Genomic DNA, 20,964 nt, shown 5'->3' on the forward strand with positions numbered 1-20,964 from the left:
ACATAATTAATTTAAATATTTTTAATTTAGCATTTTTAACAACTAACCAATTGTATATGGTAGAATTAGGAGGTATTATTATTTTAGGAATTTTGGCCCAATGGGTCGCATGGAAATTTAAAATTCCAGCTATTTTACCATTAATTTTAATAGGTCTGTTAGTAGGACCAATAGCGGCAGAATTTTTAAGTGATGATGGTACCAAATGGATTGAACCAATTTGGAATGGAGAAGAAGGTTTATTTCCTGGAGAAAGCCTCTTTTATTTTGTTTCACTCGCCATAAGCATCATTCTTTTTGAAGGAGGTTTAACTTTAAAAATGGGAGAAATAAAAAATGTTGCTCCTGCAATTACTAAACTAATTTCTATAGGTTCTATAGTTACTTTTTTTGCAGCTGGAGCTTCAGCACATTATATTTTTGATTTAAGTTGGAAAATTTCATTTTTATTTTCTGCATTAATAATAGTAACAGGACCAACAGTAATAACACCAATTTTAAGAAATATTCCATTAAAAAAAGATGTATCGGCAGTATTAAAATGGGAAGGTATTTTAATAGATCCAATTGGAGCATTAGTTGCCGTTTTAGTTTTTGAGTTTATAAGTGTTGATGCAGGAGGAGAATTTACAAAAACTGCATTTATAGAGTTTGGTAAAATTGTTCTTTTTGGAGCCACTTTTGGTTTTACATTTGCTCATGGATTAAATTTTATTTTAAACAAAAAGCTAGTTCCGCATTATTTAATGAATGTATTCACTTTAGCCACGGTGTTAGGTGTTTTTGTATTATCCGATGTTTTTGCACACGAATCAGGTTTATTAGCTGTTGTGGTTATGGGAATGGTTTTAGGTAATTCTAAATCTCCACACCTTAAGGATATATTATACTTTAAAGAATCTTTAAGTGTATTATTAATTTCTATTCTATTTATATTATTGGCTGCAAATATTAATATGGAAGAGCTATATTTAATTTTTAGCTGGAACACAGTATTATTATTTGCTATAATTGTTTTTATAATTAGACCTTTAGGCGTATTTTTAAGTACCTATGGTTCATCATTAAAATTCAACGAAAAACTATTTATTAGTTGGGTAGGACCAAGAGGAATTGTAGCAGCAGGTATTGCTTCTTTATTTGGTTTAAAACTAGCTAAAGAAGGTATTACTGGTGCAGAATATATTACGCCTTTAGTATTTGTAATAGTTTTAGGAACTGTATTATTAAATGCAACTACTGCTCGATTATTTGCTAAGATAGTTGGCGTGTTTTTAACAAAATCTAATGGTATTTTAATTGTAGGAGCTTCAAAAGTTTCAAGGTTATTAGGACATTTTTTAGAATCTAATGGAAGACATGTTGTATTAATTGATAGTAATCAAAGCAATATAAATAAAGCTAAAGAACTGGGATTAGAAGCTTTTACAACAAATATCTATTCAGATAATTTAATGGATAATATAGAATTAAATGATGTAGGATATTTAATGGCATTAACTGGAAGTTCAGATATAAATCAATATGCAATTAACAAATTTAGTAAGCAATTTGGTGAAAATGGAGCGTTTAGACTAGTTACCACAGATGAGATGAATGATATGTCTAAAAACCCTAAAGAAGGTTTATTTAGCCATACCGACGATTATAACACATTAACAAACGTTACTAGAAAGTATCCAAGTATTCAGGAAATTGAATTAAAAGATAAAGAGCATTACGATAGTTTAATAGAGATTTGTAATAATGATAAAGAAATAATTCCGCTTTTTATTAAAAACAGCAATGGAGAATTTGAGATAATTTCATCTTACAATAAAGATATACAATCTATAGACGAAAACTCACTACTTGTTTACTTAGGAAAACCTTTTGATGTTGAAGTTGTAGCAAACGAAGAAGTTTAAAAGATAATTTAATGTCTTTAAAATAAAAAAACCTTCAGTGAAAACTGAAGGTTTTTTTATACTATAAACTCAAATTAATCATTCAACTTTAAAACAGCCATAAATGCTTGTTGAGGTATTTCTACATTACCAACTTGGCGCATACGTTTTTTTCCTTTTTTCTGCTTTTCTAATAGCTTACGTTTACGTGAAATATCACCACCATAACATTTTGCTGTTACATCTTTACGTAATGCTTTTACAGTTTCACGAGCAATAATTTTTGCTCCAATAGCAGCTTGAATTGGAATATCGAATTGTTGACGTGGTATTAATTCTTTAAGTTTTTCTGTCATTTTTTTACCAATTGTATGTGCATTATCTGCATGAATTAATGCAGAAAGTGCATCTACAGGTTGTGCATTTAATAATACATCTAAACGTACAAGTTTTGATGTTTTCATACCAATTGGAGAATAATCGAAAGAAGCATAACCTTTAGAAACGGTTTTAAGTCTATCGTAAAAATCGAAAACAATTTCTGCTAAAGGCATATCGAAAGTTAGCTCAACACGTTCTGGTGTTAAGTAGGTTTGATTAGTAATCATACCACGTTTCTCGATACACAAACTCATTACGTTACCAACAAAATCAGACTTTGTAATTATTGTTGCTTTAATAAAAGGTTCTTCAACCCTATTAATCATAGTAGTTTCCGGTAAATCGCTTGGGTTATTTACAATTAAAGGAACATCTGGTTCTTTGTTAGTATAAGCATAGTACGATACGTTTGGTACAGTAGTAATTACTGTCATGTCAAACTCACGCTCTAAACGCTCTTGTATAATTTCCATGTGTAACATTCCTAAAAATCCACAACGGAAACCAAAACCTAAAGCTGCAGAACTTTCTGGTTGGAAAACTAAAGAAGCATCATTTAACTGTAGCTTTTCCATAGAGTTTCTAAGCTCTTCGTAATCTTCTGTATCTACAGGATAAATACCAGCAAAAACCATTGGTTTTACATCTTCAAAACCTTCAATTACATTTGTTGTTGGGTTTGCAAAATCTGTAATAGTATCTCCTACTTTAACTTCTTTTGCAGCTTTAATACCTGTAATTAAATAACCAACATCTCCTGTTTTTACACTTTGTTTAGCAACTTGGTTGAGTTTTAAAGTACCAACTTCGTCTGCAAAATATTCTTTATCTGTGGCAACAAATTTAATTTTTTGTCCTTTTTTAATTTCGCCATTAAATACTCTAAAATAAGTTTCAATACCTCTAAATGTATTGTAAACCGAATCGAAAATTAAGGCTTGTAATGGTGCATCTGGATCTCCTTTTGGAGCTGGAACACGCTCAATAATTGCTTTTAAAATATTTTCAACTCCAAAACCAGTTTTACCACTTGCATGGATAACTTCTTCTGGGTCACAACCTAAAAGATCTACAATATCGTCTGTTACCTCTTCTGGATTTGCACTTGGTAAATCTACTTTATTAAGTACAGGTATAATTTCTAAATCATTTTCTAAAGCTAAATATAAGTTAGAAATGGTTTGTGCTTGTATACTTTGTGCTGCATCTACAATTAATAAAGCACCTTCGCAAGCAGCAATAGATCTAGAAACTTCGTAAGAAAAATCTACGTGACCTGGCGTATCGATTAAATTTAAAACGTAGTGTTCGCCATCTAAAACATAGTCCATTTGTATGGCATGCGATTTTATGGTAATACCACGTTCGCGCTCTAAGTCCATACTATCTAAAAGTTGAGCTTGTTGTTCACGAGCAGTTACAGAGCCTGTTACATCGAGTAAACGATCGGCAAGTGTACTTTTTCCGTGATCTATATGTGCAATAATGCAAAAGTTTCTAATATTCTTCATAATCTATGTGCTCTTAATAAAAGCAAGAGTTTGCAAATATAAGGCAAAAATTGGCGATTTTTCTAGTTTTTATTGGTAATACAAATACCTAAAATTTACGGTTTTTACCGTAATAATTTTAAAAAAACAATCATTATATTGCATCCTATCTTAATTTTACAAATGAAATATATTTTATACGCCCTGCTTTTCCTTTCTTCTTCTAAAATTATTGCACAGGAATTTACAGTATCTGGAACGTTATTAGATGAGCAAAGTCAAATTATACCTTATGCAAATATTTTAATTTTAAATGAATCTGGAGTACTAGTTACAGGTAAAACAACAGCTGAAGATGGTAGTTTTATTTTTACAAATGTAGAAGCTAATAATTATACTTTAAGCGTGTCTTTTATGGGTTTCGAAACTTTTACTAAAGAATTTGAACTTTCTTCTAATAAGAGTTTTGGATCTATTGTATTAAAAGAAAATTTAGAAACCTTAGATGAAGTTAATCTTGTGTCTGCAAAACCTACTTTAAATAAAGAATCCGATCGTTTAATATTTAATGTTGCTAATACTGCTTTAAGTGAAGGAAGTTTATTAGAAGTATTGCGTAACACTCCAGGAGTTTTAATTTTAAATAATGCTATAACTGTAAAAAATACTGTACCAACAGTTTATATTAATGATAAAAAAGTAAACCTTTCTGCCACCGAAATTACTCAGCTTTTAGAAAACTCTCCTGCAAATACTATTAAAAAAGTAGAAGTTATAACAAATCCACCAGCAAAATATGATGCCGAAAGCGGAGCCGTTTTAAATATTGTTATGACTAGAAACTTAATTACTGGTTATCGTGGTAATGTGTATGGTAATTATACACAAGGTGTTTTTCCTAGATATAATGCTGGTATAAATCAGTTTTATAAAACAAATAAAATAAACGTAAATTTAAATTACAGTTTTACACAAAGTAAAATTAATAGAGAGAATGATAACAGTGTTAATTATCTTGATCATTCAGGTAGTTTAGATGAAAAATGGGAAACAAATAATAATAGAAATACAACTTCTAAAACACATAATGTTAATTTAAATTTCGATTATTTTCTAGACGATAGTAACACGTTAAGTTTTTCTGCAAATGGATTAATAGTTCCGTTTTTCGATTATAATATACATGGTCAAACATTAATTTTTGACAACACAAATACTCCAATTTATAATTTTAATTCTCTTAACCAATCTAATGACGATAAACATAACCTAGGTTTTAATTTAGACTTTGTACATCGTTTTAAAAACCATGGGAAACTAACATTTAATGCTCATTATACAGACTATAACTATAAGAGAGATCAAAATGTAAATAGCGAATATTTCTTTTCAAGTAGCGTAGATAATTTTAATACTAGTTTTAATACAGTTAGCCATCAAGCTACAAATATTAAAACTTCTCAAATAGATTACATATTACCAGGAAATGACGGATCGGAATTTGCTATTGGAGTGAAGTCTTCAAACATAAATACAGATAGTGATATTACACAGTTCGATAATGATACCGTTACGGGTAATACAATTTTAAATGCAGAAAATTCTAATATTTATGATTATGAAGAGTCTATTTTTGCGGCATATACTAGTTACGATAAAACTTGGGGAAAATTGAATTTTAGAGGAGGCTTGAGACTTGAAAACACAAATATAGATGGGCTTTCTGTTTCTAATAATGTAGAGAGCATGCAAAATTATTTAGAATTGTTCCCAACGTTAAATTTAATGTATAGTTTAAAAGATAATTTAAGCCTTTATACCAATTATAACCGTAGTATTTCTAGACCAAGTTATCAATTATTAAATCCGTTTAATTTCTTTTTAAATGATAATACAGTTGTAACTGGTAACCCTAATTTGTTACCTTCATTTACAAATCACTATATTATTGGATCGCAGATAGGTTCGCGCTACACAGTAGAAGCGTATTATAAAGATATATCCAATCAAATAAACGAAATTCCAAGACAGGATAATATTAATAATTTATTGATTTATTCGCCAACAAATATTGGTAATACAATAGAATTTGGATTTGATTTTATTACCTATTTTAATATAAAAGATAATTGGTCTGTTTATTTTGTAACCTCTTTGTATAATGTACAAGACGAGGCTTTTATAGATAACCAACATGTTAAAATAGACCAATGGAGTAATTATACTATGTTAAATAATAATTTCTCTTTTTTAAAAGATAGATCTCTTAATGCTAATTTTACTTTAACTTATGTTGGTAAAAATCAACAAGGATTTCAAAAAGTAGATTCTCGTTTAGTATCAGACTTAACGTTTAGTAAATCTGTTTTTAAAAATAAAGGTACTTTGTCTTTAGCTTTTGCAGATTTGTTTAATAGTCAAGACTTTGGTGTAGTGTCTAAATTTGGAAATCAAAATAATAGAAACTATACAAATTTAGATAACCGTTATGTAAAGCTAGGTTTTAATTATAAGTTTGGTAACACTACTTTAAAAACAAATGAACGCACTAAAGAACTTAAAGAGCGTAGTAGGTTAGAGAAGTAAAAGCGTATATTTTAAAACAAAAAGGCATTAAATAGTATAAATATTTAATGCCTTTTTATGTTTTAAGAGAATATATTTAATCTTTCCACTCTGCAATAAACAAGTTTGTATCACGTCCACCTCCATTATTTCTGTTAGACGAAAAGGCTAGTTTTTTACCATCGTTAGAAAACACAGGAAAAGCATCAAAAGTTTCACTATGCGTAACACGTTCAAGATTTTTACCATCAATATCAATTAAATATAGATTAAAAGGGAAACCACGCTCTGCTTCAAAGTTAGAAGAGAATAACACTTTTTCTCCACTTGGATGAAAAAACGGACTCCAATTGGCATTACCTAAATCTGTTAATTGGCGTAAATCGCTTCCATCTGCATTGCAAATATAAAGTTCCATATCTGTTGGTTCTACTAAACCTTCAGCTAATAAATCTTTATAATCTTTAATTTCTTTTTCAGTTTTTGGCCTAGAAGAACGGAAAATAATTTTGGTACCATCTGGAGAGAAAAATGCACCTCCATCGTAACCTAATTCATCTGTAATTTGTTTAACATCACTACCATCAATATTCATGGTATATAATTCTAAATCACCACTTCTAGTAGATGTAAATACAATTTTATCTCCTTTTGGAGAAACTGTTGGCTCAGCATCGTAACCTTTTTCATTGGTTAATTGTTTTACAATATTACCTTCTAAATCAGCAACAAAAATGTCGAAAGTATCGTAAACTGGCCAAATATATTTTCCATTTTTACGTAATGGTGTGTCTGGGCAATTTTCGTTTGCTAAATGTGTAGATGCGTAAATAATATGTTTGTTATCTGGCATAAAATAAGAACAAGTTGTTCTACCTTTTCCTGTGCTTACCATTGGAGGTGCAATACTGTCGAAAGTATCGTTAGCATTCATTAAAAACATTTGGTCACAGCTAACATTCCATTTAGTATAGTTAGATTGAAAAACTAGCTGCTTATCGTCAAAACTCCAATAAGCTTCGGCATTATCGCCACCAAAAGTAACTTGGCGCAAGCTTTTAAAATGAGTTTCTTCAGGATATATTAAAGGATTGTTTGATTCTGCTTTTTCTAATACAGTTTCTGTTTTTTCAGTTTCATTTTTCACTTCATTTTTACAAGAAAAAAAAAGTATTGAGGTAAGTAATAAATAGAATATAGGTGTTTTCATCCTTTGCTTTAATAAATGGTATTTAATGCCTAATTTTGTACAAAACTAATATTCTTATTATGAAATACATAATCACTTCACTTTTTTTAATGTCTTTAATGGCTTGTAAAACAGAAACAGATGAAAGTATTAAAACAATTTCAATAAAAGATGATGTTACTTTTTTGGCTTCCGATGCTTTAGAAGGTAGACAAACTGGAAGTAATGGAGAACAAAAAGCAGCGGCTTACATTGCAGAAAGATTTAAAAATATAGGATTACAAGAGAAAGGTACAGAAGGCTATTTTCAGTCATTTTCATTTCGCCCAAAAACAGATCCACACCAAGAAGTTAATTATACTGTAAAAGATGGTGATAGTACAATAACAGGAACAAATGTTATTGGCTTTATAGATAACAATGCAGAGAATACAATTATAATTGGTGCACATTACGACCACTTAGGTTTAGGCGCAGAAGGTTCTTTACATAGAGGAGAAACAGCTATACACAATGGAGCAGATGATAATGCGAGTGGAGTTGCAGTACTTTTAAATTTAGCCAATAGATTAAAAGGAAAAAATATAAATAACAATTATTTATTTATGGCTTTCTCTGGAGAGGAAATGGGATTATTAGGTTCTAATTATTTTGTAAAAAATCCAACTATCGATACTAAAAAAATAGATTACATGATTAATATGGATATGGTAGGACGCCTAAAAGCAGATAGCACATTAGCTGTGTATGGTGTTGGCACGTCTCCTATTTTAAAACAAACAATTACTTCTAACAATTCTAATTTTAAATTGGTAGTTAAAGAGTCTGGTGTTGGACCAAGTGATCATACTTCTTTTTATAACGCAGAAATCCCTGTACTTCATTTTTTTACAGGTCAGCATGAAGATTACCATAAGCCAAGTGATGATACCGAGAAGTTAAATTATGAAGGTATGCAAACCATTTCAAATTATATTTTTGAAATAATAACAGACCTAGACAATAACGGAAAATTACCTTTTAGAGAAACTAAAAATGAAAGTAGTGAGGTTCCAAAATTTGAAGTAGGTTTAGGTGTTACACCAGACTATTTGTACGATGGTAAAGGTATGCGTATAGATGGTACAAGATCTAATACTCCAGCTACAAATGCAGGAATTAAAAAAGGAGATATTGTAATTAAAATTGGAGATAACGATATTACAGACATGATGAGTTATATGAAAGCTTTATCGACTTTTAAAAAAGGAAACACTACGAAAGTAACCGTAAAAAGAGGTGAAGAATTAATAGAAACAGAAGTTACGTTTTAATGTGTGGCTTTATTTTTTAGTTTTTTAAAGTATTTTGAATTTTATACCATTATACTTCCACAAATTCCTAAACTTACAAGTACATAAACTACAGCAAGAATAAATAGTACTTTTGCTGCTTTTTTATTCTTTTTTAAAACAATAAGACCAATAATAGCAAGTAAAATAGCTGGCCCAAACATTATGGCAATTATTAAAATTATAATTCCTTCGTAACCTCCACCACTGGTTGCTTCCAACAAAAATGTTTTCATAATTATATTTCGTTTCTAAGTTCTTCTAATCGTTCTTTTTTATCATCGCGATAAAATAAATTCATAGTTTCAAAAGGAATTATTTTATTGTCTTTATCTACAATGTGTACACACGATTTTTTTATAGCGCGAACATCAAAATTATAAGCGTCTATAAATTGCATAATAATAACTCTAAATAAGTTGTCGTAACCTAAGTTAGGCGCATCAATATTAGGTAAACAACACATAATAGATTTTAAATTTTCTTCGGCAACTTCTACAGAGTTTCCTGTACTAAAGAGTTCTATCATTTTATCTTGTAGCTGCTCGTCTTGCTCATAAATAATAGTGTTTTTACTGTTATCTAGTAAATCTGTTGGGTTTATATAGCGTGTTAAAGGAAACACTTCTTCACCTAATTTAAGTGCATAACCCATAACTAAAGCATCCGGATTACATGGTACAGGAATAAGGTCGTCGCTATTAAAAATTGAGGTTTGTTCCATTATTTTTCGCCTAACCTCGGTAAGTGTCATTCGGTCTGTTTCGGGATTAAAATTATCTAATCTTCCTGCAATTTGTGTTGGTTGTAGTGTAACACCACGACAACATTTTTGTTTTAAAGCATAATCAATAATTTTTCCAATTTCGTTATCATTTAATCCTTTTTGAAGCGTTACAACTAATGTTGTTGAGAGGTTAACAGAGTTTAAATTTTTAATCGCTTGTTTACGTATAGTATTTAAATCGGCACCACGAAGTTCTCTAAGTACACTGTTTTCAAACGAATCAAACTGTAAATAAATTTCAAAATCTGGAGCGTAGGTTTTTAGTCTTTCCGCGAAAGCGAGATCTTTTGCAATTTTTATACCGTTTGTATTAAGCATTAAATGCCTTATTGGTAAGGATTTTGCATAATCCATAATTTCCCAAAATTGTGGATGTATTGTTGGCTCTCCGCCAGAAATTTGCACAACGTCTGGTTCTTTTTCATTAGCTACAATGGTATCAAGCATAGCTTTAATTTCGTCTAAAGTTCTATGTCTTCCATAAGTAGGTGAGGAACCTGCATAGCAAGTTGGGCAAGTTAAATTACAACGGTCTGTAACCTCTACAACGGTTAAGCAAGAATGTTGTTCGTGGTCTGGACACAAACCACAATCGTAAGGGCAACCATAATGTGTTTTGGTATTAAACTTGTAAGGTGTTTCGCTTGGTTTATTATAGTTTCTTATGTTTTTATAGTACTCAATATCGTCTGCAATAAGTACTTTGCTATTGCCGTGCTCATTACAGCGTTTTAACATATAAACATTACCGTTTTCAAACACTATTTTGGCATCAACACGGCGTAAACATTCTGGGCATAAGCTTAATGTAAAATCGTAATACGTATATTTTCTAACCGGCATTTTTTATTTTTTGAAAGATGAATTTATAATAATACAACCAACAAATTACACATAAAATTTGAATGCTACTTAGTCCTAATACATAAAACACATTTGGTTTTAAAAACTCAATACAAAAGCGGAAGCCAAAATAACTTAACATGAAAACTTTAAACAAGTCTCCATTTTTTAAAGTAGCCTTTTTTTGAAGGTATTTTATAAAAACAAATAAGAGTATTAAAAAAAACAATTCGTATAAAGAAGTTGGATGGCGTAGTAAACCATCTCCTAAATTCATACCGAAAATAGATGAGGTTTCTTTACCATAAGTAAACTCTTTTACGCCAGATAAAAAGCAACCAATACGACCAATAAAAATGCCTAATAGTATAGGAAAAACAAATAAATCTCCAGAAGAATGTGTTTCGCCAATGTACTTTTTAGCTAATTCAACACCAAGTAATCCGCCAAACAATCCGCCCATTATGGTTTTTGTATTAAGAAGATTTAAAATATTTGCTTGAGTCCAATTTACAAATGGATTTTCAAGTAAACCAATCAAACGAGAACCAATTAAAGCACCAATTGCAGCACCTAATATTATAGACAACCTGTTGCCTCCAGAAATAACATCAATACTATGTTTTCTTAAATAAACATAATAGCGAAAAGCAATAAAAAAAGCCAAGTACTCTAAAACAAGATGTATATTTATGTTGTAACCTAAAATTACGGGTTCAAATGGAATTTGCAAGATTATTTTTTTTATAAATATATTAGAAATTTTATTTCAAAGCTTATAGTTTTTAAAACCTATAAGGTCTTTTATAAAGAATTAGAGAAAAAGCATTAATTTTGCCACAAAATTGAACACTTTGGTAAAAATAGATAACATAGAACTTCCAGATTTTCCATTGCTTTTAGCACCAATGGAAGATGTAAGCGATCCACCATTTCGAGCATTATGCAAAGAGCAAGGTGCAGATGTTGTTTATACCGAATTTGTAAGTAGTGAAGGTTTAATACGTAATGCTGCAAAAAGCGTTATGAAGCTTGACATTTACGAAAAAGAAAGACCTGTTGGTATTCAAATTTTTGGTGCTAATATGGATAGTATGCTAGAAACTATAGATATTGTTTCTGCATCTAAACCAGATATTATAGATATTAATTTTGGTTGTCCAGTAAAAAAGGTTGTAAGTAAAGGTGCAGGAGCAGGTATTTTAAAAGATGTCTGTTTAATGGAGAAACTTACTGCCGAAATGGTTAAACGTACCAATATTCCTATTACTGTTAAAACCCGTTTAGGTTGGGATCACGATTCTATTAAAATTGTTGAGGTTGCCGAACGTTTACAAGACGTAGGCTGTAAAGCTATTGCAATTCACGGTAGAACTAGAGCTCAAATGTATAAAGGTGAAGCCGATTGGAAACCTATTGCTCAAGTAAAAAACAATCCAAGAATGCATATTCCTGTATTTGGTAATGGCGATGTTACTTCTCCAGAACGCGCAATGGAAATGCGAGACGATTACGGTTTAGATGGTTGTATGATTGGTAGAGCTACAATTGGGAATCCATGGTTTTTTAAACAAGTAAAACACTTTTTCGAAACAGGAGAGCATTATAGACCAATTACTATGCAAGAACGCGTAGAAGCAGCCAGAAGGCATTTACAAATGTCTATAGATTGGAAAGGTGAAGTACTTGGTGTTTTTGAAACCAGAAGGCATTACACAAACTATTTTAAGGGAATTCCACATTTTAAAGAATATCGCATGAAAATGGTAACAAGTGACGACTCAAAAGATGTGTTTGCTGCTTTTGATGAGGTTTTAGAAAAATTTGGCGATTTTCAATTTACAGAATAATGACTTCTAATTACTCTTTTTAATTAAAACTAAAAATATGTGCGCTTCAAAAAGGATTAAATGGTGTGTTTATTTTCCTTTTTAAGTTAGTAGAGAAATATTTTAATGAGTTTAATAATTAGGCGAGTCTCTTAAAATACTATCCTGTTTTAACCATATTTTTAGAAATTCTAGTAGAAGCTATTTTTGATGCTATTAAACCTAAAACAGTAATAGTAACAAAAACAATAAGCATGTTTTCTAATTTTATAGAAAGAGGATACGGTAAGGTTTGTGTAATGTAAACTTTTAAATACTCTGGACCATATACTTGGTTTAATGAAACTAAATAGCCAAGAAATAAACCTATTAAAGATCCAATAATTGTCATTGCTGCACCTTGTATAAAAAATATTCTTCTAATATCCTTTAGTGTTGCTCCTATACTATAAAGTGTAGTTAGTGTTTTTTTCTTATCTAAAATCATCATTATTATTGAGCCAATAACATTAAATATTAAAATAATAGAGACTAACGTCAATAATAAATACACTAGAAGATTTTCGGTATTTAACATTTTGTTTAACGCATCGTTTAACTGCGCTGTATTTTTTAATGTAATATTATCTCCTAAAACAGATTGAATTTGGGTTTTTATACTGTCTTCGTTTGCTCCTTTTTTTAACCTAAATTCAATGTTTGTAATTTGATTATTATTAAAACTAAGCAATTGTTGTGCAGCTTCTAAACTTGAAAAAATATAAGAACCGTCTAATTGTTCATTTACAGTAAACACACCAACATTTACAGTTTCTATTTGATTAAAAGCCTGGTTTAACGAGGTAATTTGTCCTTTTCCTGGTTTAGGTACTAATAAAGTAATACGTTTTCCATAATCTAATAAACCTATATTTAAACTATTAGAAACACCATAACCTACTACAACTTGATTTGTTTTATCTGTTAACCAGCTGCCTTTCCATAAAATAGAATCTAAAACATAAACTTTATTATAATTTGCATCAACACCTTTAATAATTAAAGGTTGTTTTTTATCATCAAAAGAAGAGATAACACGTTCTTCTATAACTTTAGAGAAACTTGCTATACCTTGAATGTCTTGAAGCTGTTTTTCTTGAATAGAATCTAAAACAAAGGATTTGCCAATGGTAGCTTCGGCTTTTAAATCTGGATCAATTACTGTTGTAAATTCAAGAGTAAAATCTCTAAGGCCAGCAAAACCAGATAACACTACAAATAAAGATGCAGAACCTATTATAATACCGGCAATAGCAATATATGTTATAAAATTTATAGCATTATTAGTGCTTTTAGAGCGTAAATAACGTTTTGCTATATAAAGAGAAAAGCTCAAAAGAATTTTAAGATTTTTTACGTTTTCCTAGAAGATCAGGATCTTTTAAAGGATTATCAATTCCTTTTAAAGACTGTTCAATTTTATCAATATGCTCCAAAGAGTCATCCACAAAAAAGTAAAGTTGTGGCATTCTACGTAATTGGTTTTTTGTACGTTGAGCTAACTCATGACGAATAAAAGGTTGGTTAGATTTTATACCTTCAACCAATTCCTTTGCTTTATCATTAGGAAAAATACTTAAATATACTTTTGCTACAGATAAATCTACAGTTACCGAAACTTTTGATACCGATATTATAACACCACGCATACCGCCTTGAGTAGCTGCCGTTTGTAATATATCTACTAGATCACGTTGTAAAACCGATCCTATTTTTTTTTGTCTTTGACTTTCTTCTGTTTTCATCTGTTGTATTAATTCAAAGCTTTATTAAATTGCTTTGAAATGCAAAAATACGCTTTTTAAATATTATAGTATTTTTGAAAGCAAAATTTGTACCTTTTTAAGTATAAATTACATAATATCTTTAAAATATAAAATATGAATAAAATAGAACATATAGGTATTGCCGTAAAAAGTTTAAAAAATTCAAACGAATTATTTAATAAACTCTTTGGAAAACCACATTATAAAATTGAAGAAGTAAAATCTGAAGGTGTAAATACATCTTTTTTTCAAGTAGGAGAAAATAAAATTGAATTGTTAGAAGCAACTAAAAATGACAGTCCAATTGCTAAATTTATAGAAAAAAAAGGAGAAGGAATCCACCATATCGCTTTTGATGTTGATGATATTGTTGCTGAAATTGAAAGACTTAAGTCCGAAGGTTTCATTGTTTTAAATGAAAAACCAAAAAAAGGAGCAGATAATAAATTAGTTGCTTTTTTACACCCTAAATCGTCTAATGGAGTGCTTATTGAGCTCTGTCAAGAAATAAAATAAGAAATAAAGAAATAAATTCTTGTGGTCTTTTAAAAATAATATTAGATTTGCAGACCAATTTTGGTCCCATAGCTCAGTTGGTTAGAGCACCTGACTCATAATCAGGTGGTCCTTGGTTCGAGCCCAAGTGGGACCACTTAAAAATTGTAAAGCCTTTCAAGAGATTGAAAGGCTTTTTTGTTTTTAAAACTGTATTCTTTTTTTAAACAGATAATACCTTATATTTAGAGCTTAAATACTAACTAAATATATTTTTAAAATGAAAAAAGGAGTTTTTTTACTGCTAATAGCTGCCGTCTCTGCCTTAGGAGGTTTACTATTTGGATACGACACAGGTGTAATTAATGGAGCACAGTTTTATTTAACAGAATACTTTAATTTAAGTGATGCTCTAAAAGGATGGGTTGTTGGTAGTGCTCTTTTAGGTTGTTTTATTGGCGCTATTATAGCCGGTCCATTAAGTATAAAAATTGGAAGAAAATGGTCGTTAATAATTTCAGCTATATTTTTCTCTCTATCTGCTTATGGTTCTGGCTTACCAGAAATATTCCCTCAGTCTGTAAGCATGTTAGTATTTTTTAGAATAATAGGAGGCTTAGGTATTGGTGTAGCATCAATGAATGCGCCAATGTACATTGCAGAAATTGCACCGTCAAATATTAGAGGACGAATGGTTACTTATTACCAGTTAGCAATCGTAATTGGTTTTTTTGTTGTATTTCTTGCAACATACTACATAGGAAAAGATTTAACAATAGAAGAGAATATAGCTTTTGGTTGGCGCCAAATGTTTTGGTCAGAGTTAGTGCCAAGTTTAATGTTTTTAATTTTATTATTCTTTGTGCCAAAAAGTCCAAGGTGGCTGGCTTTAAAAGGAAATGATGATGAAGCATTGGTTGTTTTAAAAAAAATAAATGAAGATGAAAAAGATGCTTTAAAAGAAATAGACCTTATTAAAAAATCTATAAATGAAGATAATGATGGCGTTAAGGTAAGTTACTTCTCTAAAGCTATTTTTGTAATAATAGCAATTGGTACAGTACTTTCAATGCTTCAACAGTTTACAGGTATTAATGCTGTATTATACTATGGAGCAGATATTTTTGAAAAAGCATTAGGTTTTGGTAAAGAAGATGTGTTAGCGCAACAAATATTATTAGCATTTGTAAATTTAGTTTTCACATTTGTAGCGATGTTTACAGTAGATAAATTTGGAAGAAAACCTTTACTTTATATAGGTTCTATAGGAATGATAGTTGGATTTTTACTCTTAGGAGTTAGTTTACAGCAAGAAAATGTTGGTATGGTTTCATTAATTGGTGTACTTATGTTTATCGCTTCATTTGCACTATCTATGGGTCCTGTAGTTTGGGTTTTACTATCAGAAATGTTTCCAAATAAAATACGAAGCGTAGCTATGTCTGTAGCTGTTGCTGCACAATGGGCAGCAAACTATATAGTATCACAATCTTTTCCTGTAGTAATGGGAAGTGAAACTAATAATAGTGCTCCTTGGAATGGTTCGTTACCGTACTTTATATTTATTGCTTTTATATTAATTATTGTATTTGTAACCTACAAATTTATACCAGAAACAAAAGGCAAATCTCTTGAAGAGATTGAAGGTTTTTGGAAATAAAAAACTAAATAGAACCCAAAAGATTTTTTAATTAAAAACTTTTGGGTTTTGTTCTCTTTCCTTTTTTATTAAACTGTTAAACTATCCTTTTTTAAGCATTTTATCGAAAAAAAACACCGTTTATAGATAATTTTTTAATCGAATATATAGTCAAAAATTTTGTTTAGAAGGTTTTTTTTATACATTTACAGCCTGAAATTATGATACAAGATAAAAAAACAATTGCCTCAACCTTATTTGTATTAATAAGTTTTGTATGCTCAGCCCAAACACCTCCGCCTCCGCCATCAGGTCCAGGACCGGTTGGTTTACCATTACCTATCGATAATGGAATACTTGTATTATTAGGAGCTGGCTTAATATTTGGTATTTATAAAATATACCATCTTAGAAAAAAGCATATTTAAATTATTTATTTAATGCGTTTAATCTAGAAACGTATTTTCCAATAACATCAAATTCTAAATTTACAGTAGAGCCAATTTTAAAATTTTTAAAATTAGTATGCTCATGTGTGTATGGTATTATTGCTACACTAAACTCACTTCTTTTAGAATTTACAACTGTTAAGCTAACACCGTTTACGGTTATAGAGCCTTTTTCTATAGTAATATTATTAAGCAAAGAGTCATATTTAAAAGTATATAACCAACTCCCATTAGTTTCTTTTATATTAGTGCATTCTGCAGTTTGGTCAACATGTCCTTGTACAATATGTCCATCTAGTCTATCTCCCAATTTCATAGCGCGCTCTAAATTTATAACATCGCCAATATTTAATTTTCCAATATTAGTTTTGTTTAGAGTTTCTTTAATAGCTGTAACAGTGTAGCAATCGTCTATAATTTCAATTACTGTTAAACAAACACCATTATGTGCAACGCTTTGATCTATCTTTAGCTCCTTAGAGATATTACTTTTTACAGTAATATTTAAATTTTCTAATTCATAATTAAGATTTGTAACATAACCTAAGGTTTCAATAATTCCTGTAAACATACTTTTTACTATATTATTTGGTTAAATTTGCGAGTGTAAAATTACGAACAATAGTTAGCATTATTAATGAAGAGAGAAGAAAAAATAATAGTAGGTATCTCTATAGGAGATTTAAACGGTATAGGTTCTGAAATTGTATTAAAAATATTTGAAGACAATAGAATGTTGGATTTTTTTACTCCAGTTATTTTTGCCTCTACCAAAACAATGTCTTTTGTTAAAAACCATTTTAAATTAAATATAAATTTAAATGGAATTAACAATGTAAAAGAAATTATACATGGAAAGGTAAATATTGTTAATTGCTGGAAAGAGAACGTACATATTAATTTTGGTAAACAAGATGTAAAAATAGGTGAATATGCAATAAAATCTTTAGAAGCAGCAACCCAATCTTTAAAGGAAGGTACTATAGATGTATTAGTTACAGCACCAATTAATAAAAGCAATATACAATCTGAAACTTTTAAATTTCCTGGCCATACAGATTATTTGGCAAAAGAATTAGAAGGAGATAGTTTAATGTTTATGGTAACAAACACATTAAGAGTTGGTTTATTAACAGACCATGTGCCTGTAAAAGATGTGTCTAGTCATATATCTTCAGAATTAATTACAAAAAAAATAGAAACAGTATATAACTCGTTAAAAAAAGATTTTAGAATAAATAAACCAAGAATTGCTGTTTTAGGAATTAATCCTCATAATGGTGATAATGGAGTTATAGGAAACGAAGATGATGTTGTAATGCGTCCAACCTTGCAAAAAATTAAAGAAAGCGGCAAGCTAGTTTTTGGACCATATGCAGCAGATAGTTTTTTTGGTAGCGATAATTATAAAAATTTCGATGCAATAATAGCCTCTTATCACGATCAAGGTCTAATACCATTTAAAACCTTATCTTTTGGGCAAGGAGTAAATTTTACAGCAGGATTAAATAAAGTAAGAACCTCTCCAGATCATGGAACAGCCTATGAAATAGCAGGAAAAGGTGAAGCAGATACAAGTTCTTTTAAAGAAGCAATATTTACAGCTGTAAGTATTTTTAATAATAGAAATGAATTTATAGAGCTAAATAAAAATCCGCTTGCTATTAGTAAAAGAAAGAGATTTGACGAGAGAAAGTACGAATCTAAAAAGAAGTAAACAAAAAATTGTTAATAAGTCTGTTCAATAAATAAATATTTGTATATTTGCAGGCTCAAAAGAGATGTGATAATGAAGCCATTGAAAGAGTTTACAATACCATTTGTAGGACTAAAAGTAGGAAAACATCATTTTGATTACGAAATTGACAATAAGTTCTTTGAGTATTTTGAGTATGATGACTTTAATAGTAGTAATTTAAAAGTAGATGTTGAATTAGAAAAGAAAACAACACTTTTAGAACTACATTTTGAAGTTTCTGGTACAGTTAATATAAATTGTGACGTAACAAACGAACCTTATAATCAACCATTAAACAATGAGTTTGATTTAGTTGTTAAGTTTGGAGAGGAATATAATGATGAAAATATAGATATATTAATCATTCCTCATGGAGAATACGAAATTAATATACAACAATATGTATACGAATTAATTGTATTAGCAATGCCAACAAAAAGAGTTCATCCAGGAGTTGAAGATGGAACATTAGATTCAGACATACTTAAAAAATTAGAAGAATTAAGTCCTAAAGAAAAGGATATAAAAGAAGACCAAGAGGAAATAGATCCTCGGTGGAATACATTAAAGAAACTATTAACGGATAAATAAAAAAATAAAATGGCACATCCAAAAAGAAAAATCTCGAAAACAAGAAGAGATAAGAGAAGAACACATTATAAAGCAACTGCGCCACAGGTTGCAACTTGCCCAACAACAGGTGAGCCGCATTTATACCATAGAGCACATTGGTTTGAAGGTAAACTTTACTATAGAGGTCAAGTTTTAATTGACAATGCAGTAGCAGAAGAAAATATCGCATAATTTATTATGCGTGCATACAGAAAACGCTCCCTCGTGAGCGTTTTTTTTATGATATATTTTTCTTTAAGTTAAAAACAACTTAATTTGCACTTAATTAACCAAAATTTCCTATTTTGATTAAAATTATGCCAAAATTAGGTGTTTTTAGTCATTTTTTGGTCAAATTAACTTAAAAATATGAGTAAAATCTCTGCGGCAATTACAGCTGTAGGCGCTTATGTGCCAGAATACGTATTAACCAATAAGATTTTAGAATCTATGGTCGATACCAACGACGAATGGATAACCTCAAGAACAGGTATCAAGGAGCGTCGTATCTTAAAAGGAGAAGGTAAAGGAACTTCCTATATGGCTATAAAAGCCGCGCAAAACCTTCTTGAAAAATCTAACGTTAATCCTGAAAACATAGAATTGGTAATTGTAGCAACAGCTACTCCAGATATGCAAGCAGCATCAACAGCAGCTTATACAGCAACCGAAATAGGAGCCGTAAACGCTTTTTCTTACGATTTGGAAGCAGCATGTTCAAGCTTTTTATTCGGAATGTCTACAGCAGCCAAGTATATAGAATCAGGACGTTATAAAAATGTATTACTTATTGGAGCAGACAAAAACTCTTCAATGATAAACTATGAAGACAGAGCAACATGCATCATTTTTGGAGATGGAGCAGGAGCCGTTTTATTTCAGCCAAATGAAGAAGGATTAGGATTGCAAGACGAATACTTGAGAAGTAATGGTGCTGGAAGAGAGTTTCTTCAAGTAAAATCAAGTGGTTCTTCTTATCCTGTTACAGCAGAAACTTTAGAAAGAAAAGAAAATTTTGTTTTTCAAGACGGGAAAACAGTATTTAAAAACGCTGTATTTAATATGGCAGATGTAGCAGTTAAAATTCTAGAAAGAAATAATTTAAATAAAGACGATATAGCTTGGTTAGCAGCACATCAAGCAAACAAGCGCATTATAGATGCAACAGCAAATCGTATAGAATTAGATAGTGAAAAAGTAATGATGAATATAGATAAGTATGGAAATACTACTTCTGCCACATTACCTTTATTATTAAACGACTACGAATCGCAACTAAAAAAAGGAGATAATATTATTTTTGCTGCCTTTGGAGGCGGCTTTACTTGGGGCTCAATATATTTAAAGTGGGCCTATAATTCTTAAAAACTAACAAAAACACTTAATAACTCTTATATTATGGATTTAAAGGACATTCAAAACTTAATTAAATTTGTAGCAAAATCTGGTGCAAGTGAGGTTAAATTAGAAACAGAAGACGTTAAGATTACAATAAAAACAGGATCTGAAGAAACAACAATTGTACAGCAAATGCCAATGGCACAAATGCCACAAATGCCAATGCAAGCTGCACCTCCATCAGCGCCAGCGCCAGTAGCAAGTGAGGCTCCAGCAGCACCAGCAGCAGACGATAATTCTAAATATATAACTGTAAAATCTCCAATTATTGGAACGTTTTATAGAAAACCATCTCCAGATAAACCATTATTTGTTGAGGTAGGACAATCTATTGCAGTAGGAGATGTACTATGTATAATTGAAGCTATGAAATTATTTAACGAAATAGAATCTGAAGTTTCAGGAAAAATAGTTAAAGTTTTAGTGGACGACTCTTCTCCAGTAGAGTTCGATCAACCATTATTTTTGGTAGACCCATCATAATCTGAAGTTTAAAGTTTAAATTTTAAAGCTCTTACATTACTAAT

At 30.2% G+C, this 20,964-nt stretch carries 20 protein-coding genes and 1 tRNA gene; 13 read left to right on the forward strand and 8 right to left on the reverse strand.

The window, feature by feature from the left end; genetic code table 11:
• Positions 1 to 56 precede the first annotated feature (56 nt).
• Positions 57 to 1,907: a cation:proton antiporter gene (locus tag CLV86_RS09325; protein ID WP_076731595.1), complete on the forward strand. Its 1,851-nt coding sequence runs from the start codon at positions 57 to 59 to the stop codon at positions 1,905 to 1,907.
• Between the two features lie 74 nt (positions 1,908 to 1,981).
• On the opposite strand, the gene lepA is transcribed toward CLV86_RS09325, so the two are convergent.
• Complete coding sequence (lepA, locus tag CLV86_RS09330; RefSeq protein ID WP_076731596.1) at positions 1,982 to 3,778, reverse strand: translation elongation factor 4; 1,797 nt, start codon at positions 3,776 to 3,778, stop codon at positions 1,982 to 1,984.
• A gap of 162 nt (positions 3,779 to 3,940) precedes the next feature.
• On the opposite strand from lepA, the gene CLV86_RS09335 reads away from it, so the two are divergent.
• Positions 3,941 to 6,343 (forward strand): TonB-dependent receptor domain-containing protein, encoded by a 2,403-nt coding sequence (locus CLV86_RS09335; protein ID WP_121051850.1) that lies wholly within the window; start codon positions 3,941 to 3,943, stop codon positions 6,341 to 6,343.
• A gap of 76 nt (positions 6,344 to 6,419) precedes the next feature.
• On the opposite strand, the gene CLV86_RS09340 is transcribed toward CLV86_RS09335, so the two are convergent.
• Complete coding sequence (locus tag CLV86_RS09340; RefSeq protein WP_121051852.1) at positions 6,420 to 7,532, reverse strand: TolB family protein; 1,113 nt, start codon at positions 7,530 to 7,532, stop codon at positions 6,420 to 6,422.
• A gap of 59 nt (positions 7,533 to 7,591) precedes the next feature.
• Between CLV86_RS09340 and CLV86_RS09345 the strand changes: the two genes are divergently transcribed.
• Positions 7,592 to 8,824, forward strand: coding sequence for a M28 family peptidase (locus CLV86_RS09345; RefSeq protein ID WP_076731599.1), 1,233 nt, complete (start codon positions 7,592 to 7,594; stop codon positions 8,822 to 8,824).
• Between the two features lie 41 nt (positions 8,825 to 8,865).
• Here the strand turns inward: CLV86_RS09345 and CLV86_RS09350 are convergent, their stop codons facing one another.
• Genes CLV86_RS09350 through CLV86_RS09360 form a run of 3 tightly spaced genes read right to left on the reverse strand, consistent with a single transcriptional unit; the run spans position 8,866 to position 11,205 of the window.
• Positions 8,866 to 9,078: a hypothetical protein gene (locus CLV86_RS09350; RefSeq protein WP_121051854.1), complete on the reverse strand. Its 213-nt coding sequence runs from the start codon at positions 9,076 to 9,078 to the stop codon at positions 8,866 to 8,868.
• Between the two features lie 2 nt (positions 9,079 to 9,080).
• Positions 9,081 to 10,472, reverse strand: a complete 1,392-nt coding sequence (locus CLV86_RS09355; protein WP_121051856.1) for a radical SAM protein — start codon at positions 10,470 to 10,472, stop codon at positions 9,081 to 9,083.
• Complete coding sequence (locus tag CLV86_RS09360; protein ID WP_121051858.1) at positions 10,462 to 11,205, reverse strand: prolipoprotein diacylglyceryl transferase; 744 nt, start codon at positions 11,203 to 11,205, stop codon at positions 10,462 to 10,464. The genes CLV86_RS09355 and CLV86_RS09360 overlap by 11 nt, the downstream gene beginning before the upstream one ends.
• A gap of 121 nt (positions 11,206 to 11,326) precedes the next feature.
• Here CLV86_RS09360 and dusB point away from each other — a divergent pair, with 121 nt between their 5' ends.
• Positions 11,327 to 12,322, forward strand: coding sequence for a tRNA dihydrouridine synthase DusB (gene dusB / locus CLV86_RS09365; RefSeq protein ID WP_076731603.1), 996 nt, complete (start codon positions 11,327 to 11,329; stop codon positions 12,320 to 12,322).
• Between the two features lie 139 nt (positions 12,323 to 12,461).
• Here the strand turns inward: dusB and CLV86_RS09370 are convergent, their stop codons facing one another.
• Together CLV86_RS09370 and rbfA are read right to left on the reverse strand one after the other, a co-directional pair.
• Positions 12,462 to 13,676, reverse strand: coding sequence for an ABC transporter permease (locus CLV86_RS09370; RefSeq protein ID WP_121051860.1), 1,215 nt, complete (start codon positions 13,674 to 13,676; stop codon positions 12,462 to 12,464).
• Between the two features lie 7 nt (positions 13,677 to 13,683).
• Positions 13,684 to 14,085 carry a 30S ribosome-binding factor RbfA gene (rbfA, locus tag CLV86_RS09375; protein WP_076731605.1) on the reverse strand — a complete coding sequence of 134 codons (402 nt, stop codon included), beginning with the start codon at positions 14,083 to 14,085 and terminating at the stop codon, positions 13,684 to 13,686.
• A gap of 135 nt (positions 14,086 to 14,220) precedes the next feature.
• Between rbfA and mce the strand changes: the two genes are divergently transcribed.
• The 4 genes from mce to CLV86_RS09395 all read left to right on the forward strand — a co-directional run bounded on the left by mce (position 14,221) and on the right by CLV86_RS09395 (position 16,668).
• Positions 14,221 to 14,622 (forward strand): methylmalonyl-CoA epimerase, encoded by a 402-nt coding sequence (gene mce / locus CLV86_RS09380; protein WP_121051862.1) that lies wholly within the window; start codon positions 14,221 to 14,223, stop codon positions 14,620 to 14,622.
• A 62-nt stretch (positions 14,623 to 14,684) separates the two neighbouring features.
• A tRNA-Ile gene (locus CLV86_RS09385) sits at positions 14,685 to 14,758 on the forward strand.
• A 123-nt stretch (positions 14,759 to 14,881) separates the two neighbouring features.
• The gene (locus CLV86_RS09390) at positions 14,882 to 16,261 is read left to right on the forward strand and encodes a sugar porter family MFS transporter (protein WP_076731607.1); all 1,380 of its coding nucleotides are present in this window, start codon (positions 14,882 to 14,884) and stop codon (positions 16,259 to 16,261) included.
• A gap of 200 nt (positions 16,262 to 16,461) precedes the next feature.
• Complete coding sequence (locus CLV86_RS09395) at positions 16,462 to 16,668, forward strand: hypothetical protein (protein ID WP_076731608.1); 207 nt, start codon at positions 16,462 to 16,464, stop codon at positions 16,666 to 16,668.
• 1 nt (position 16,669) lies between these two features.
• Here the strand turns inward: CLV86_RS09395 and CLV86_RS09400 are convergent, their stop codons facing one another.
• Entirely contained in the window at positions 16,670 to 17,260 is a 591-nt protein-coding gene (locus CLV86_RS09400) for a riboflavin synthase (RefSeq protein ID WP_121051864.1), read from the reverse strand.
• Between the two features lie 66 nt (positions 17,261 to 17,326).
• Between CLV86_RS09400 and pdxA the strand changes: the two genes are divergently transcribed.
• The 5 genes from pdxA to accB all read left to right on the forward strand — a co-directional run bounded on the left by pdxA (position 17,327) and on the right by accB (position 20,920).
• A complete protein-coding gene (gene pdxA, locus CLV86_RS09405; protein ID WP_076731610.1) occupies positions 17,327 to 18,406 on the forward strand; it encodes a 4-hydroxythreonine-4-phosphate dehydrogenase PdxA in 1,080 nt (359 codons plus the stop codon).
• Between the two features lie 72 nt (positions 18,407 to 18,478).
• Positions 18,479 to 19,018 (forward strand): YceD family protein, encoded by a 540-nt coding sequence (locus CLV86_RS09410; RefSeq protein WP_076731611.1) that lies wholly within the window; start codon positions 18,479 to 18,481, stop codon positions 19,016 to 19,018.
• A 9-nt stretch (positions 19,019 to 19,027) separates the two neighbouring features.
• Complete coding sequence (gene rpmF, locus CLV86_RS09415) at positions 19,028 to 19,231, forward strand: 50S ribosomal protein L32 (protein WP_013869593.1); 204 nt, start codon at positions 19,028 to 19,030, stop codon at positions 19,229 to 19,231.
• A 177-nt stretch (positions 19,232 to 19,408) separates the two neighbouring features.
• Complete coding sequence (locus tag CLV86_RS09420) at positions 19,409 to 20,404, forward strand: beta-ketoacyl-ACP synthase III (protein ID WP_121051866.1); 996 nt, start codon at positions 19,409 to 19,411, stop codon at positions 20,402 to 20,404.
• Positions 20,405 to 20,437: 33 nt separating this feature from the next.
• Positions 20,438 to 20,920, forward strand: coding sequence for an acetyl-CoA carboxylase biotin carboxyl carrier protein (accB, locus tag CLV86_RS09425; protein WP_121051868.1), 483 nt, complete (start codon positions 20,438 to 20,440; stop codon positions 20,918 to 20,920).
• Positions 20,921 to 20,964 lie beyond the last annotated feature (44 nt).

The organism is Lacinutrix venerupis (genome assembly GCF_003663945.1).
GTDB classification, from domain to species: domain Bacteria; phylum Bacteroidota; class Bacteroidia; order Flavobacteriales; family Flavobacteriaceae; genus Lacinutrix; species Lacinutrix venerupis.

Coding starts and splice junctions, on each gene's coding strand:
- CLV86_RS09325 (WP_076731595.1), top strand. CDS start 57: ATGGTAGAATTAGGAGGTATTATTATTTTAGGAATTTTGGCCCAATGG.
- lepA (WP_076731596.1), bottom strand. CDS start 3,778: ATGAAGAATATTAGAAACTTTTGCATTATTGCACATATAGATCACGGA.
- CLV86_RS09335 (WP_121051850.1), top strand. CDS start 3,941: ATGAAATATATTTTATACGCCCTGCTTTTCCTTTCTTCTTCTAAAATT.
- CLV86_RS09340 (WP_121051852.1), bottom strand. CDS start 7,532: ATGAAAACACCTATATTCTATTTATTACTTACCTCAATACTTTTTTTT.
- CLV86_RS09345 (WP_076731599.1), top strand. CDS start 7,592: ATGAAATACATAATCACTTCACTTTTTTTAATGTCTTTAATGGCTTGT.
- CLV86_RS09350 (WP_121051854.1), bottom strand. CDS start 9,078: ATGAAAACATTTTTGTTGGAAGCAACCAGTGGTGGAGGTTACGAAGGA.
- CLV86_RS09355 (WP_121051856.1), bottom strand. CDS start 10,472: ATGCCGGTTAGAAAATATACGTATTACGATTTTACATTAAGCTTATGC.
- rbfA (WP_076731605.1), bottom strand. CDS start 14,085: ATGAAAACAGAAGAAAGTCAAAGACAAAAAAAAATAGGATCGGTTTTA.
- mce (WP_121051862.1), top strand. CDS start 14,221: ATGAATAAAATAGAACATATAGGTATTGCCGTAAAAAGTTTAAAAAAT.
- CLV86_RS09390 (WP_076731607.1), top strand. CDS start 14,882: ATGAAAAAAGGAGTTTTTTTACTGCTAATAGCTGCCGTCTCTGCCTTA.
- CLV86_RS09395 (WP_076731608.1), top strand. CDS start 16,462: ATGATACAAGATAAAAAAACAATTGCCTCAACCTTATTTGTATTAATA.
- CLV86_RS09400 (WP_121051864.1), bottom strand. CDS start 17,260: ATGTTTACAGGAATTATTGAAACCTTAGGTTATGTTACAAATCTTAAT.
- pdxA (WP_076731610.1), top strand. CDS start 17,327: ATGAAGAGAGAAGAAAAAATAATAGTAGGTATCTCTATAGGAGATTTA.
- CLV86_RS09410 (WP_076731611.1), top strand. CDS start 18,479: ATGAAGCCATTGAAAGAGTTTACAATACCATTTGTAGGACTAAAAGTA.
- rpmF (WP_013869593.1), top strand. CDS start 19,028: ATGGCACATCCAAAAAGAAAAATCTCGAAAACAAGAAGAGATAAGAGA.
- CLV86_RS09420 (WP_121051866.1), top strand. CDS start 19,409: ATGAGTAAAATCTCTGCGGCAATTACAGCTGTAGGCGCTTATGTGCCA.
- accB (WP_121051868.1), top strand. CDS start 20,438: ATGGATTTAAAGGACATTCAAAACTTAATTAAATTTGTAGCAAAATCT.